Annotated in this window: 8 protein-coding genes; 4 read left to right on the top strand and 4 right to left on the bottom strand. The window is 40.3% G+C overall.

The features are described from left to right. Positions 1-165 precede the first annotated feature (165 nt). Positions 166-1,608 (bottom strand): YfcC family protein, encoded by a 1,443-nt coding sequence (locus BUB05_RS02895; protein ID WP_094762665.1) that lies wholly within the window; start codon positions 1,606-1,608, stop codon positions 166-168. A 710-nt stretch (positions 1,609-2,318) separates the two neighbouring features. On the opposite strand from BUB05_RS02895, the gene brnQ reads away from it, so the two are divergent. Next, positions 2,319-3,668 (top strand): branched-chain amino acid transport system II carrier protein, encoded by a 1,350-nt coding sequence (gene brnQ, locus BUB05_RS02890; RefSeq protein WP_073046854.1) that lies wholly within the window; start codon positions 2,319-2,321, stop codon positions 3,666-3,668. 112 nt (positions 3,669-3,780) lie between these two features. On the opposite strand, the gene BUB05_RS02885 is transcribed toward brnQ, so the two are convergent. Together BUB05_RS02885 and BUB05_RS02880 are read right to left on the bottom strand one after the other, a co-directional pair. Beyond that, entirely contained in the window at positions 3,781-5,403 is a 1,623-nt protein-coding gene (locus BUB05_RS02885) for an amidohydrolase (RefSeq protein WP_073046850.1), read from the bottom strand. Between the two features lie 247 nt (positions 5,404-5,650). Beyond that, positions 5,651-6,991: an SLC13 family permease gene (locus BUB05_RS02880; RefSeq protein ID WP_175548494.1), complete on the bottom strand. Its 1,341-nt coding sequence runs from the start codon at positions 6,989-6,991 to the stop codon at positions 5,651-5,653. A 164-nt stretch (positions 6,992-7,155) separates the two neighbouring features. Between BUB05_RS02880 and BUB05_RS02875 the strand changes: the two genes are divergently transcribed. From BUB05_RS02875 to nifJ, 3 genes are all read left to right on the top strand, one after another. Beyond that, positions 7,156-8,511: a sigma-54 interaction domain-containing protein gene (locus BUB05_RS02875; protein WP_073046845.1), complete on the top strand. Its 1,356-nt coding sequence runs from the start codon at positions 7,156-7,158 to the stop codon at positions 8,509-8,511. Positions 8,512-8,534: 23 nt separating this feature from the next. After that, the gene (locus BUB05_RS02870) at positions 8,535-9,869 is read left to right on the top strand and encodes a short-chain fatty acid transporter (protein ID WP_094762663.1); all 1,335 of its coding nucleotides are present in this window, start codon (positions 8,535-8,537) and stop codon (positions 9,867-9,869) included. Positions 9,870-10,394: 525 nt separating this feature from the next. Then, complete coding sequence (gene nifJ, locus BUB05_RS02865) at positions 10,395-13,943, top strand: pyruvate:ferredoxin (flavodoxin) oxidoreductase (protein WP_073046842.1); 3,549 nt, start codon at positions 10,395-10,397, stop codon at positions 13,941-13,943. 533 nt (positions 13,944-14,476) lie between these two features. Here the strand turns inward: nifJ and BUB05_RS02860 are convergent. Further along, the gene (locus tag BUB05_RS02860) at positions 14,477-15,835 is read right to left on the bottom strand and encodes a GntP family permease (protein WP_073046837.1); all 1,359 of its coding nucleotides are present in this window, start codon (positions 15,833-15,835) and stop codon (positions 14,477-14,479) included. Positions 15,836-15,944 lie beyond the last annotated feature (109 nt).

Below are 15,944 nucleotides of genomic sequence, written 5' to 3'. Positions count from 1 at the left end.
TAAATGCCTCCATCATTTTTATATATTTGATTTCATGATACATGATTAACTTTCCAACACTACGAGACAAGCTCCGGATTACCCGGAGCAGTCATTATATATTATTTAAACATCTATTATTCTCACGACATCCAGCCCTTCGAATCATCTTGTACGTTATGTAAATTAAAATGGTCCAAGCCCTATGTTGTTTGCAACCATTATTAATCCGAAAGCAACTGTAGACAAGATGACAAACAGCTTCCATGAGTATCTGATCCAAGCCATGTAGTCAACATTTACAAGAGCCAATGCAGCCATCAGAGCACCTGATGTAGGCCAAATGTAGTTTGTGAAACCGTCTCCATATTGATACACGAGAACCATTACCTGCTGATTAACATGAAGTATCTGACCCAGTGGTCCAAGAAGAGGCATCATTATAACCGCTTTTCCACTACCCGATACTACAAAGAAATTGAATGCTATTACCGATAGATAAATCAGCACGAGGGCCACAAAGCTTCCCTTACTTTCAAGTCCTCCTGCAAGGCCATGTATTGCAGTATCCACTATCCTCGCCTGACTCATGAGAACCATGACTGAAGCAGCTATTCCTATAGCCAAGGCTGCAGGAAGCACCCTCGATGCTCCATAAGCAAAATCGTTGCATGCCTGGGAAGGATTCATCTTGGTTACAACTGCAACAAATATTGCAAATATTATATAAAGGGCTGAAAGCTGGGGCAGTCCCCATCCAAGCTTTATGGCGCCGTATGCCTGGAATACAAATACGAAGGCTAGAGATGCCAACGCTATTTTCCTTCTGAATGTCAGTTCTACAACTTCCCTTTCTCCGGCTTCCTTAGCTTCCTTAAGTTGCTGCTTGTATTCCTCCGCCATAACGCTTTTGTCAGGATCATCTTTAATCTTTCTTGCATATCTTGTGATATATATCATGGTAATGAGATAGAATACAGCAAGAGCTGCAGTTCTGAATCCTATTCCCGAATATATAGGCAATCCCACTATGGACTGACTGACACCAGTTGTATAGAAGTTAAGCACACCTGAAGCAAAACCTACGGCCATACCCGCTCCGGCAGTTGCAAAGCCTGTAATCTTGTCAAAACCAAGAGCGGTAACCATTGAAACAGCAAGGGGTATGAATGCAAGCCCCCCTTCTCCCATACCTATTGCTCCCAAAAGGGCGAATATGAATGTAAGGACTCCAATTATGAAAACTTCCTTGCCTCCTGACACTTCCAGAAGTCTGTGGATCCCAGCTGTTATTGCACCTGATTTCTCAACCAGATATATGGCTCCAACGGCCATAAGCAAAAGAACAATTATATGCGAAGCATTTGTTATACCCAAATGTATCGCTGAAAAAAAGTCCATCAAAGAAATCGATTTCACGCCTTCCGTAACATAACTGAAGTTGTCGGGATCAACAACGGGTTTTCCACCCGGTCCTGGAACTCTTGCAAACTCACCGCTTGGTACCACCCATGACAATGCTACTACAATAAGCATTACTATCATGAGCAGGATATAAACGTGAGGCAACCTAATGGTTTTCTTTCCACTCATCTCATTACTCTCCTTTTTTACCGAATCACTGTTCATATTATTCCTCCTACATAATTATAATGAAATTTAATCAAGCAACTACCTGATTATTAATAATTACACAAAAGAATAATGCAACTTCCGTGCCAACTATATATTTCTTTTCCCGAAAATTTGATTATCATGTGAAGGCCTCTAAAATCAACCTTCTTGGAACATGTCCAATTCTTTCCTTCCAACATAGCCAGCCAATTCAAAGACAAATTCTGTAAAAACTTTTTTACCATCAATAATATATTCAATTAATCCTTATGTCATTAACTGTAGTCATGTCACTTCTCCATCCTTATATCTTCCCTATTAATAAATATTATATCATTCTATATCGACAAAAACTCCCCCTCTTCTTTTTAGTTATATCAATAGATTTATAATACTGAATAAAGAAAATATTGTAAAATTTTTACTGAATACATTGTTTTTTTTACAGCCATCTGACTTTTTTACCCTTTATCTTGTGAAACAATATCTTCGTTTATTATGTCCCACAAGCCTGAAGACTAGCTGATTCAAGCAACAGCTCGCAAATCCCCGCTCCAAAAATTTCAAACCATAAAACTCAAAACATGGCATAAACCTTGCAAATGTTAATAATAACTCGGATTTAAACGGCAGAATAACAAAAGGGAGGTGAATATTCGTACATTAACAGAAACCAACTGCCAATAGCAATCAATTTATACGATAATAATTTTAAAGGAGAAGACATGTTTAAATTTAGTAAAGCTACAAAAGACATCATTGTTGTTGGATTTGCAATTTTCGCTATTTTCTTTGGTGCTGGAAATCTAATTTTTCCACCCTGGATTGGACAATTATCAGGCTCTGCATGGTTCGCAGGTTTAATGGGTCTTGTCATAACCGGGATCGCTTTGCCGATTCTTGCAGTTGTAGCCGTAGGAAACGGCGGTGGAACATTCAAGGATCTTACCCAGCCTGTGGCACCATGGTTCTACAAGGTTTACAACTTCCTGATTATGATTTGTCTTGGATTTCTAATCACCCACCCGAGAGTTGGAGCCGTTGCATATGAAACGGGAGTCAGAACATTGCTTCCGAATGTCAATCAGTCTATTCTTCAGCCTGTTGCATTGATTGTTTTCTTTGGACTTGCAGCATATTTCAGCATCAATTCGTCAAAAGTGGTTGACAAGGTGGGTGAAATCCTTACACCCATTCTACTGGTAACCTTGTCCATTATCATCGGTCTTGCCATATTCAGACCAATTGGCGCACCTGTTGATACAGGCATTGAAAACGCTTTCTACTCAGGTTTCATAAACGCCTATCAAATTGGCGATGTTCTGACTGGACTTCTTTGCGGAGTTATTTTTATCAACGCATTGAAGGACAAAGGATATGGCCCAACGACCGAAAAACTTGGAATAACAACATTGCTTAAATCTTGTCTTGTTGCATTTACATTGTTGACATTTGTTTACGGCGGACTGGAGTATCTTGGTGCAACCGGCGGATCTTTATTCGAACAGGGCACTGATCAAACTGTACTTCTCATAGGACTGGTAAGGAATCTGGGCGGAAGCCTTATCACATATACCCTTGCAATCTGCGTAGTGGTTGCATGTCTTACAACATCCACCGGCCTAATGTCGGTATTAGCCGGCTATATAAATGACACTACAAAGGAAAAAATACCATACAAGGCTGCCGTTGTTATCGTTGCCGTTGTAGCTGTAATACAGGCAATGGGTGGAGTTGCAAAGATCATAGTCATCGCTGGCCCTATATTCATGTTTGTTTATCCTCTTTCAATTGTCCTTGTTCTTCTGGGATGCTTCAAAAAGTTCATTCCCAATGACGGGATATGGAAAGGTACTATTCTGGCAGCATCAATCATCGGACTATACGATGGAATGTCAATCGTAAGTGCAATTGCAGGATTTTCACTGCCTTCCGGACTTACAGCGGCTTATAATGCCATTCCTTTGGCATCACAAGGATTTGCATGGATTGTGCCCGTCATGGTTTTCGGTACTGTCGGTTACTTCATCAGTAAAAATAATGAAGCCAGAAAATCCAATAAGAACACTGCATGATGAAATAAAATTTTTACACGGATATTACCAAATATGCAACGAAAAATGCAGCAGGAATAATTTCCTGCTGCATTTTATTACTTTGACATATCAACCGGTACGGTACAAAACCTTACTGAACCATTCTGCCATTGACTATGGTATGAATTACTTCAACCTCTTTGATTTCTTCATTTTCCACTTCAAAAATATTGTGTGATAAAACAGTAAAATCCGCATAATTTCCCATCTTTATCACTCCCTTAATATCTTCTTCATGAGATAGATACGCTTCGTTTTTAGTAAACAGATCTATCGCCCTTGAAACGTCCAGTTTTTCTTCGGGAAACCATCCGCCGGCAGGACTGCCTTCAAGGTCCATCCTTGAAACAGCTGCATATATTCCATATAGAGGAGCGAAGTCCTCAACCGGGGAATCGGAGCTTCCTGCACACATCACTCCTCCGTCCATGAACTTCTTCCAGCAATAGCTGTATTCCATCCTTTTCCTGCCTATTCTTGATTCTGCAATTTTCCAGTCCGAATTCAGGAATAAGGGTTGAATATTTGCGATTACGTCAAGTTCTTTGAAGTTGTCAAGAATACTTTGACTTGTTATCTGGCAGTGAATAATGGATGGACGCAAACCCTTGTTCTTGTATAAACCATAGTTTTTCCTGAAGGCACCAAGGACTGCATTAATACTCCTGTCTCCTATGGCATGAGCACAGACGTCAAAGTCATTGATGAAGCTTTCATAAACCAACTCATCCAGTTTTTCTTGGGAAGCGACCATTATCCCGTTGCAGGTCTTATCGTCACAGTAGGGCTCCTCGAGTGCTGCCGTCCTGGAACCAAGGGAGCCGTCTGCTATGATTTTTATAGGCCCTACTGACAATTTCCCGATTCTGTCCCATGACTTCAATCCCATTTCGGCGTACCGTTTAATATCCTCCACCTTAGAAGCTCTCAGCTGCAATACAACCCTCAGAGGAAGCTTTTCATTTTCAGCCATATCCCTGAATACATCCCAGAGCATCTTCTTGTCTTCTACAAAGAAAAAATCGTCCGAATGAACGGTGGTAAGCCCCTTTTTCACGAATTCATCGCATCCCCTTGCAATAAGTTCCCTAAGCTTTGATGCTACCTCCATTGAAGGGAGAATGTCTGTAATGAAATCCATTGCATTTTCACGCAAGACACCTGTAAGCTCACCATTTGAATCGACGTCCAGAGAACCTCCGTCAGGACTTTCCGTTTCCCTGTCAATTCCGGCAACGGAAAGAGCCAGGCTGTTCACTGAACAAATGTGGTGGCATACCCTCTTAATGCATATGGGGTTCTCGTCGGATATTTCGTCCAGTAGTTGTCTGTCGGGAAGGGACTTGTCGCTGAATTTTTCATGGTTCCAACCCGTTCCTATGACCCATTCTCCAGGCTTAATTCCTCTTTCACTGATGAATTTCTTCGTCTTTTCCACAATATCTTCCCTTGAAGCGGCATCTGAAAGGTCGACCTCATTTAGTTTTTCCTGACTGTAAGCAATCAGATGCAGGTGTGAATCAGTAAATCCCGGGTAAACGAATTTGCCCTTAAGATCTATGACTTCAGAGTCGTTCCCTTTAAAATCAAGTTCACACATATTACCCATTTCATGGATTTTCCCGTCCCTTACGGAGACATAACCTGTCTTGAAATCGCTGCCGTCTTTTAGAAATTCTCCGTTCACATATAACGTATCCTTTTTCTTCTCCATAGAACACCTCTCATAAATATAGTATATAGATATATTAGAGCAATTTCCGTGCCAGTATTTATTATTGATTCGCATTTGATTATTTAAATATAAAAAAAGCAAATTGCATACTATTTTCAATGGCTCAACCATTTCAAGGCAATTTGCATAGTCTTTGCCGCAAATCAAACACCTGTAAAAATTATAGTGTTTATAAAAAAATTTTTACTGCTTTCAGTGATTGCAATATAAGAATTTTTTATACAAGCTATAATGCTCCCATCATAATCCACCATGTCCTGTAAACCAAAAAAATACTTACTATAACCAATGCCGTCAGCATAGGTGCATATTTGATTATGGTACTGCTTGGAAAAAGCATGTTGCCGTTTCCGATCAATACTATAACCTGGTGGAAGGGCAGAACGAAGTGGGCACATACCGCTATATATGTTATGAACATGAGTATAAAAGGGTCTGCAGTTCCACTGCTGATTAGCAGAAGTCCCGGCAGAACAACCGACAATGTAGTTATGTTGCTTCCCAGTATCATATGAAGTGCCATTGATGCCATTATAGTAATCATGATATAAACGGTGTTGAATTCACTGGGAAATATTTTCGTGAAACTTGAAAAAAGCAGGTCTGAAGTACCGCTATATGTCATGACCTTGCCTATTGAAAACGCTGCAGTCAAAAATACTAAAAGCTTTATGTCCACGCATTTCAAGTCATCCGCCTTTAGAAGCCTGTTAAGGAACATGGCCAGTGAACCTGCAATAACGACAATTGTTCCTGATAATCCATGAATACCTTCAGTTGCCCATATAATGACAACCAAAGCTATTATTGAAAGATTGACTTTATCCTTCCCGGAAAGTTCATCCATCTCAAGATTTGCTTCCTTTTCACAATCGTTGTACATCTTCAAGTCATCCTTGAAAATAAATATAAATCCTGCGGCTGCAGTGAAGTAAAATATTAAAGAAGGAACCGCCATATATTTCATCCAGGTCAATTCAGACATCTGGATGCCGGCTATGTTCAGCAAGGCATTGTTCAGGATCAAATCCCCTTTTATAAGGGCCATATTGATAAATACTGAAGATCCATGCATCCAGAACATCAGGGAATTCTTGGATTTTTCCGGGAGATTTATACCATTGAAGTACTCCCTCATTATTATCGACAGTATTATAATCCTCGAAAAGGGTTGAGGTATTACAAATATCATTGCAAATTGAAGAATCAGCATTATTATCAGAAGCTTCCTGTAATTAGAGCCATGTTTGTACAAATATGGCTCCAGCAATCTCTGGGCAAGCCCGCTGTTTGATATGCCCTGGGAAAATATGTATGAAAAAACTATCATTACAAAAGTTTCAGAAGCAGGAAAATCAAATATTACCGTTATGGGCGTCTGTCCAAACATGACAAACATAGCAAGCATGAATATTGATGCATACATTTTGTTAACTATACCTGTAGTCCATAATATTATGGTTAATGTGAGAGTTGCCAAAACCATGCTCTGATTGAAATTCAACCCCGCTGGTCTTATGAATAATATCAATATAGGTATTATTGCCGTCTTTAAAAATTTTGTCATTACTCCTCCATTTACTGTTTCCAAAGATTTTACCCTTCCGTGAAAGTCCATGCAACCCTTCAATCATATCGAACATCTGTAAAAAAAGCAATATATATAAAAAAATTTTTACCGCAATCGATGATTGTGTTATAATTGAATCAATAAAAACGCAGGTGATTATAATGATTGAAACCTATTACGATATTATTACAAAGATAGAAAATTTTGTTGACGGATTGATGATAGTGGATGAAAACGGATTAATCAAGTACAACAAGCAATTCGCCAAGGGACCTTTTCAAATCGACGAGAAGCAATCCCTTGGAAAAACTCCCATGGAGGTTTTTCCCAACCTGACAGAAGAAACATCCACATGCTACAGGGCACTGAAATATGGCGAAACGACAAAAAACCAACTCCAGACCCTTAATCACAACGGTGTTGAGATAACCGTACTGGACACCACTTTTCCAGTAATAGAGAAGGGAAAAGTCATAGGCGCCGTCAGTACGACAAGGTTCATGGAGACGAGTCTGACAAACGACTTCATAGACCTGTCAACAATGACATCCTCCCACAAGACCGATTTCTATGAAATCAGCGATATAATGGGAAGTTCAGAAGGAATCCAGCTCTTGAAATACAAAATCCACAAGGTGTCCAAGACAAGTTCAAGCGTGCTGATATACGGTGAAACCGGAACGGGAAAAGAACTCGTTGCCCAATCCATACACAGCAGCAGCTCCAGAAGAAGCAGCCGGTTCATTTCGCAAAACTGCGCTGCCATACCACACACTTTGCTTGAGAGCATTTTCTTCGGAACGACGAAAGGGATATATACGGGAGCTGAAAACAAGCCGGGAATATTCGAACTGGCAGACGGAGGTACGATATTTCTTGATGAGATAAACTCAATGGATCTCAGTATGCAGGCCAAGCTTCTGAAGGCAATCGAAGAAAAGAAAGTTACAAGAATTGGAAGTTCGGAATCCAAAAAGATCGATGTCCGAATAATAGCTGCAGTAAACGAAAACCCTCTGGACTGCATAAATTCAAACAAAATGAGAAAAGACTTGTACTACAGACTTTCAAGCCTTCAAATAAAGGTACCTCCCCTGAGAGAAAGAAAAACGGACATACCGGAATTGCTGGACCACTTCATAAAGATATTCAACAGTGAAATCGACATAAATATTACGGGAGTATCGGACGAAGTATATGATATTTTCAAGAGGTATGACTGGCCGGGCAACATCAGGGAGTTCAGAAACACAGTGGAAAGCGCTATGAACTTTGCCACAAGCGAAACCATAGAAAAACAGGACCTGCCCGAAACACTGCTGAACAAAGAAATTTCAAGAAGCCATGCATCCGGCTACGGATACGGCAACTTGAATGAAGCAGTGGCAAAATTCGAAAAAGACTTCATACTGTCAAGGTCTAAAGATATCAAGTCCCTGTCGGAACTTGCGGAAAGGCTTGACATATCAAAGCAGAGTCTTAACTACAAGCTGAAAAAGTACAGTCTGAATCTGTAGTAACCAAATATGAGGAGGCATTTATGGGACCCTCAAAATTGAAATCAAAAAAGAAAAGATCCAATTTTCTCGCAAAGGCATTCAGCAGGTATCTGCCCGATTCATATTCAATAGCAATACTTCTGGCAATAATTGTATTCTTATCGGGAGTAATTTTTACAGAATCAACCATAATGGATATGGTAGGTTATTTTGGTAATGGTATACCATCCTTATTCAATTTTGGCATGCAAATGGCATTGATACTGATAACAGGTCATTCTTTGGCAAGTTCAAAATCAGTGAAAAACATGTTGATATCATTGAGCGGCATTCCTAAAACAGCAACTCAGGGAATAGTTTTCACCGCTGTTGCATGCATGTTTTTGAATTACATGAACTGGGGTCTTGGAATGATAGGCGGAGCCCTCCTTGCGAAACAGGTTGCAACAAAAAACAGGAAAATACACTATCCTTTACTGATTGCATTGGTATACGGGGCAACGATCATAAGAGGCTTTTCGACTTCCATACCTTTGATAGTGGCCACTCCAGGTCATTTCCTCGAGGAATCCATCGGTGTTGTTCCTATCGGACAGACTCTGTTTTCATATTGGAATATAGTGATTTCCATCGGCTTGATCATTTTGCTAGCCCTTTCGGGAAAAATCATGATGCCTCCGGAAGACGAAGTCATCAGCATACCAGAACATTTGACAGAGGTAGAAACAACAGAAGATCCAGTCGATTCAAATACATTTGCCGAAAAATTCAGCCACAGTAAAATACTGAGTTTTTCACTATCAGCGGTTCTGTTGGTGTATTGCGTCAATTACTTCATGAACGTTGGAACTTTAAATATAAGCATCGACATTGTAATAATTCTGTTTATGGCTATGGGGATAATTCTTCATGGAAATCTCATGAATTACAAGACAGCAGTCAAAAATGCCGTCAATGTGACCAGCGGAATAATGATTCAATTCCCCATATATGCAGGCATTATGGCAATGATGAAAACATCCGGACTGGCTGCAATGATGTCCCAATGGTTTGTTTCAGTATCAACACAAGATTCATTCCCATTGACTTCCCTTTTGAGTGCATCCATTGTTAACATATTCGTACCTTCAGGTGGCGGCCAGTGGGCCATACAGGCGCCTATTATGATGCCTGCAGCAGCTGACCTTGGTGTCGATACTGCAAAGACAATAATGGCCATCGCATGGGGAGATGCCTTGACGAATCAGATACAACCTTTCTGGGCACTGCCTATACTGGGTGTAGCGGGATTGGGAATAAAAGATATCATGGGATATTGTGCTACATGGTGTTTGGTTGCAGGACTTTTCATAGCAGGGGTCTTGTTTATTTTATAAAGATAATTCAACTGTAATATTTCAATCACCATTAATTTAATGAAAATTAAAACGACAAATCAAATCGAGTTACATAAGAATGAACGGAAAGTAAAAAGGAATATTTATAGAAAGATATGGTAACTTAATTAAGCCCTTCGACCACAGTGTTGGAGGGCTTTTATATTGCAGTTTGAAATAATGCAAAGGTTTCAGATAATTTTCTTTTGATATATATTTAATATTCCAAGCCGTTTCACTCAATTTTTATATGCGCGTATTGGAATTTTACACTTGACTTGGTACACCAGTATACCGTATAATTTTTATAAATGACTATTCCCAGTATTTGCGCGAGGTCGGTTTTACGAATTTGTATCTATATTTTTACACACGCATGTCGGATTAAACATATCGACTAGCGCAATTCTCTTTAGTCATTGACATTTTTTAATGCTGCTTTTCATATGTCGATTTAAAATTTGTTCATTATTATGGAAATTCATTTAAATAGAATATTTCTTGAATTTATTAGGAGGAAATCAAATGAATACAAAATTGAAAAAGGCTACCATGGACGGCAATACAGCCGCCGCTTATGCATCATATGCCTTTACAGAAGTTGCGACCATCTACCCCATCACCCCATCAAGCCAGATGGCTGAACTCGTTGACGAATGGAGTGCAAATGGTGTAAAAAACATTTTTGGCGAAACAGTTGAAGTAAGGGAGCTTCAAGCCGAGGGAGGTGCTGCTGGAGCACTGCACGGCGCTTTGCAGGGCGGTGCATTATGTTCAACATATACTGCAAGCCAGGGACTTATGCTCATGCTACCAAACATGTACAAAATTGCAGGAGAACTGCTCCCAGGTGTATTCCACGTAAGTTCGCGTGCAGTAGCATCAAACGCTCTTTCGATTTTCGGGGACCATCAGGATGCAATGAGCTGCCGTCAGACAGGTTTTGCATTGCTGGCATCAGGAAGCGTACAGGAAGCCTTCCATATGGCCTGTGTTTCACATCTCGCCGCAATCAAGAGCAGGATTCCTTTCCTTCACTTCTTTGACGGATTCAGGACCAGCCATGAATACCAGAAGATTGATATTCTTGAGTATGACGAACTTAAAAAACTTGTTGATTTCGATTCAGTCAAGGCGTTCAGGGAAAATGCACTCAATCCCGATCACCCTGCAATAAGGGGAACCGCGCAGAATCCCGACATATATTTCCAGACAAGGGAATCAGTAAACAAGTTTTATGATGCAATCCCTGGAATTGTTGAGAAATACATGAACGACATGAACAAACTTTGCGGAACAGACTATAAACTGTTCAACTATTACGGTGCGGAAGATGCAGAAGATGTAATCATCACAATGGGATCGTCCACAGGAGTAGTTGAAGAGACAATAGACTACATGAATGCAAATGGAGAGAAATTCGGATTGCTTAAAGTACACCTTTACCGTCCTTTCTCTGCTGATTACTTCCTTAAGGAGCTTCCGGAAACAGTCAAGAGAATATGCGTTCTTGACAGAACAAAAGAGCCTGGTTCGATGGGCGAACCTCTCTACCTTGATGTAAGAAACGTATATGCAGATATGAACAATGCTCCACTTGTAATAGGAGGACGTTACGGTCTGGGATCAAAGGACTTCACACCTGCTGATGTTATGGCTGTATACGAAAACCTGAGAAGCGGAAACCCAAAGAACTACTTCACAGTATCCATAATCGACGACGTAACAGGGCTTTCACTGCCAAAATATGAAGCAAAGTTCTCATCAACTCCAAAGGATAACTTTTCCTTCAAGTTCTGGGGACTTGGTGCTGATGGGACTGTAGGTGCAAACAAGTCGGCAGTAAAAATCATAGGAAACCACACAGACTACAATGCGCAGGCATATTTCGCATATGACTCTAAAAAATCAGGTGGAGTTACAATATCCCACCTTAGAATGGGACCAAAACCTATAAAGGGTTCATACCTGATTTCATCTGCAGACTTCATAGCCTGCCACAACCAGTCATATGTGGACAAATACGACCTTATAGGAGACCTCAAGGAAGGCGGAACATTCCTTCTGAATACAATCTGGTCGCCTGAAGAACTTAAGGAAAAACTTCCTGGAAGTCTCAAGAGAAAAATCGTTGAGAAAAAGGCCAAATTCTATACATTGAACGCTGTTGACATAGCAAGAGAAATCGGTCTTGGCGGACGTATAAACATGATAATGCAGGCTGGATTCTTCAAGCTTAGCAGCGTATTGCCAATAGATGAAGCAGTAAAATACCTCAAGGAAGAGGTTAAGAAATCTTACGGAAACAAGGGACAGCATATTGTTGACATGAACAACTCGGCTATCGATAAGGGTATCCAGATGATAAAGGAAATTGAAATCCCTGCGTCATGGGCTGATGCTGAATTGGAAGTTGTTGAGACTCCAGAGGACATGCCTGATTTCGTAAAGAATGTAATGAAGAAGATAGCAAGACAGGAAGGTAACGAACTTCCAGTATCAACCTTCAACGGAAGAGAAGACGGAAGTTTCCCTGACAGCATTACCAAATGGGAAAAGAGAGGAATCGCAATTGAAGTTCCTAAATGGAACATGGATAAATGTATCCAGTGCAACCAGTGTTCATACGTATGTTCTCACGCAGTAGTTCGTCCTACTCTAGTAGACGATCTTGAGGCCAAAAACGCTCCGGCATGCTACGAAATAGCTAAGGCCAAAGGATATGAGGGAATGCAATACCACCTCGCAATCTCAGGCATGGACTGTACAGGATGCGGAGTCTGCGTAAAGGCTTGTCCTGTTGACGCACTTGAAATGGTATCTCTTGACTCTGTCAAAGAAGAACTGAACACAAACTGGGAATACACAGAAAAGAAAGTAACATCCAAGGATATAAGCGACAAGCAGAAATATACTGTAAAAGGAAGCCAGTTCCTTAAACCATACGTTGAGTTCAGTGGCGCATGTGCAGGATGTGGTGAAACACCTTACATCAAGCTTATCACTCAGCTTTACGGCGACAGGATGATGATAGCAAACTCTGCAGGATGTACCCACATATGGGGAGGATCTCCAGAGGTTCCTTATACAACAAACAGCAAGGGTCACGGCCCATCATGGGGATGTTCCCTCTTCGAGGATACTGCAGAATACGGATATGGAATGTTCCTTGGAAACTCTGCAGTGAGAAAACTGGTCAGAAGCAAGGCAAAAGAAGCCGTTACAGAACTTCCAGCTGGAGAATTGAAAGATGCTCTGAATGATTGGGAAATTAACTTCGATTTAAGCGAAGGGACAAGAGAAAGATCTGAAAAACTCATTCAGGTTCTCCAGTCAAACACAGATGTAAAATCTGAGGCAGTGAAGGAAATCACCAAGAGAACGGATTACCTTGTTAAACCATCACAGTGGATTGTAGGTGGAGACGGTTGGGCTTACGACATTGGTTACGGCGGACTTGACCATGTACTGGCATCAGGCGAGAATGTAAATGTAATCGTAGTTGACACAGAGGTTTACTCAAACACAGGTGGACAATCATCAAAGGCAACTCCTACTGCAGCAGTTGCTCAATTCGCAGCAAGCGGTAAGAAGACAAAGAAAAAAGATCTTGGTATGATGGCTATGAGTTATGGATATGTTGCCCAGATAGCCATGGGTGCAGACAAAAACCAGACTATGAAGGCTATTAAGGAAGCAGAAGCTTATGATGGACCATCATTGATCATTGCATATGCTACATGCATCAACCACGGAGTTAAGGGTGGAATGAGCAATTCTCAGAACCGTCAGGCAGATGCTGTTAAATGCGGATACTGGCACCTGTACAGGTTCAATCCTGACCTCAAGGATGCTGGACAGAATCCTTTCACACTGGATTCAAAAGCACCATCTGAGAGCTTCAAGGGCTTCCTCATGAACGAGGTAAGATATACTTCACTTGTGAACAAGTTCCCCGAAACAGCAGAAGAACTCTTTGCAAAAGCTGAAAATGATGCAATAGAAAGATATGAAGCCTACGATGAACTTGCAAACAGGAAGTTCAAGGCAACAGAAGTCAAAAGCATCAGTTAATTGAACAGTCCAAAATATACATAATTTTGCCATTTATTGTATATGGGAAAGAACCCTTGCTTATGAAGCAGGGGTTCTTTTAAATACATTTTCTCTTTTTTAATCACAGTTCCCTTCCACTGGCTCAATGTAAAGTAAACTAACTACCAATACTTTTTTCATACTAAATAATCATCTTTATTACGGTCCTGCTGGCCTTGTGCATTGGATCATGTATGTAATAACTTTATAGAAGCAGCTTGTAAACAAGTCCCCAGGAAATATATAAAAGTTGTCCACAATAATAAAACTATACTGTGTTAAATCCAAACGGACGCACGGTCCAAAGGTCCTTACGTTATACCTATTGATCCTTATATTCTAACAGCTTAAACAATAAGATGGAAAAGTCCCAGCTGGATGTAAGGTACTATCACCATAACACCAAGATTTCAAAGGGCTATGTATATCTTAACTTTCTTATGGTACAAAAAAAGAATGCACAGTATTATATACCATACATTCCTTGTTTTATTGTTGATTTGTTTATATTCTTAGAGTCCTGGAAGACCTACAGTCGAATTTATAAAGCTAAGGATAAGTACTACGGCAAATCCTGCAAGAGCTGCTATTGTACCTCCCATTGTCCATGAATTGAATGTTTCCTTAACAGACAGGTTACTGAATCTAGAAAGTACCCAGAATCCTGAATCGTTAGGAAGCGAGAATCCTGTTCCTCCACAGCATATTGCCAATCCTACCAGCACCGGTGATCCTATGCCTGTCGCTGCTATAGCAGGTCCAAGGATAGATGATGTTGTTACAATTGCAACGGTAGTTGAACCCTGTGAAATACGAAGCAATGCACTCAGAATGAATCCCAGAAGAACAGTCGGTATTGCAAGGTCTGACATGGATTGAACCAGGTAGTTTCCTATTCCGCTGGCGTTGATTACAGATCCGAAGGAACCGCCTGCACCTGTTATCATAAGTATGAGACCAGCAGAACCTGCTGCTTCGATTACTATTGTTCCAAGATCTTTCCTGAAATACTTCTGCAGTGAAGCAAAAGATACAAAACATCCAATCAAAAGAGCGATATTCTTGTCGCCAATGAATTTTATAAGTTCATATGCTCCTGTACCTTCAGGAATAAAGTTGATTGCTATATTAGAGAAAAGTATCAATGCTATAGGGAAAAGAAGATTGAACATTGAAAGACCGTAAGAAGGTATGCTTTTCTCTTCAATATTTGTACATGTAGCAGCTGTCTCATCACTCTCACCTACATATGCTGGATAATTCTTGAATCTCTTTCCATACAACCAGCCTCCTACAAATATTGCAGGAACCGAAACGAGGATTGAATATGTGATGAACATGCCGACATTGGCATTCATGTTTATTGCAACGGCAAATGGACCTGGAGTCGGGATTACGATTGCATGACCGACAATTGTTCCTACTCCAAGAGCTGTAACGAAAGTCAACATTGATTTCTTAGTAGTCTTTGCAACATATTTAACTATCGGTATCATGATTACAAATGCAGCATCCATGAATACGGGAATTGATATCAAAAATCCTGCGAACAATACTGCCAGTGCAGCCTTTTCATTCCCTGTCCTTTTCAAAAGACCATCTGCAATGGACTGAGTTGCATCCGCTTCAGATAAAATGTTACCAAAAATGATTCCTAGACCTATTACTATACCGATCCCTGACATCGTTTTTCCAAACCCTGCCGAAATTGTACCTGAGATTTCACTTATTGGCATCCTAACCATAAAACCTGTAATTACTGATGTCAATAGAAGTGATAAAAATGGGTTTAATTTCATCTTGATAATAGTAAAAAGCAATATGGCAATTGCTATAACAAATACTATCAATAAACCAAAACCTGTTAGCATATTTACCTCCAATTTTTGACCTTACGGTCCTTTTTTTGATAAGTTACAGTATGAACAACGAACAGGATTCCAATAAACCATCAATATTGTTAATTATTTAACTTTTTCG

It is taken from the genome of Dethiosulfatibacter aminovorans DSM 17477 (assembly GCF_900142005.1).
In the GTDB taxonomy this organism is placed as follows: Bacteria; Bacillota; Clostridia; order Tissierellales; family Dethiosulfatibacteraceae; genus Dethiosulfatibacter; species Dethiosulfatibacter aminovorans.
This window is presented reverse-complemented; position numbering and strand designations above follow the sequence as displayed.

Bases quoted from the DNA above. Each gene is read 5' to 3' on its own strand.
- BUB05_RS02880 (WP_175548494.1), bottom strand. From the start codon at position 6,991: ATGACAAAATTTTTAAAGACGGCAATAATACCTATATTGATATTATTC.
- BUB05_RS02885 (WP_073046850.1), bottom strand. From the start codon at position 5,403: ATGGAGAAGAAAAAGGATACGTTATATGTGAACGGAGAATTTCTAAAA.
- BUB05_RS02895 (WP_094762665.1), bottom strand. From the start codon at position 1,608: ATGAACAGTGATTCGGTAAAAAAGGAGAGTAATGAGATGAGTGGAAAG.
- BUB05_RS02870 (WP_094762663.1), top strand. From the start codon at position 8,535: ATGGGACCCTCAAAATTGAAATCAAAAAAGAAAAGATCCAATTTTCTC.
- BUB05_RS02875 (WP_073046845.1), top strand. From the start codon at position 7,156: ATGATTGAAACCTATTACGATATTATTACAAAGATAGAAAATTTTGTT.
- BUB05_RS02860 (WP_073046837.1), bottom strand. From the start codon at position 15,835: ATGCTAACAGGTTTTGGTTTATTGATAGTATTTGTTATAGCAATTGCC.
- nifJ (WP_073046842.1), top strand. From the start codon at position 10,395: ATGAATACAAAATTGAAAAAGGCTACCATGGACGGCAATACAGCCGCC.
- brnQ (WP_073046854.1), top strand. From the start codon at position 2,319: ATGTTTAAATTTAGTAAAGCTACAAAAGACATCATTGTTGTTGGATTT.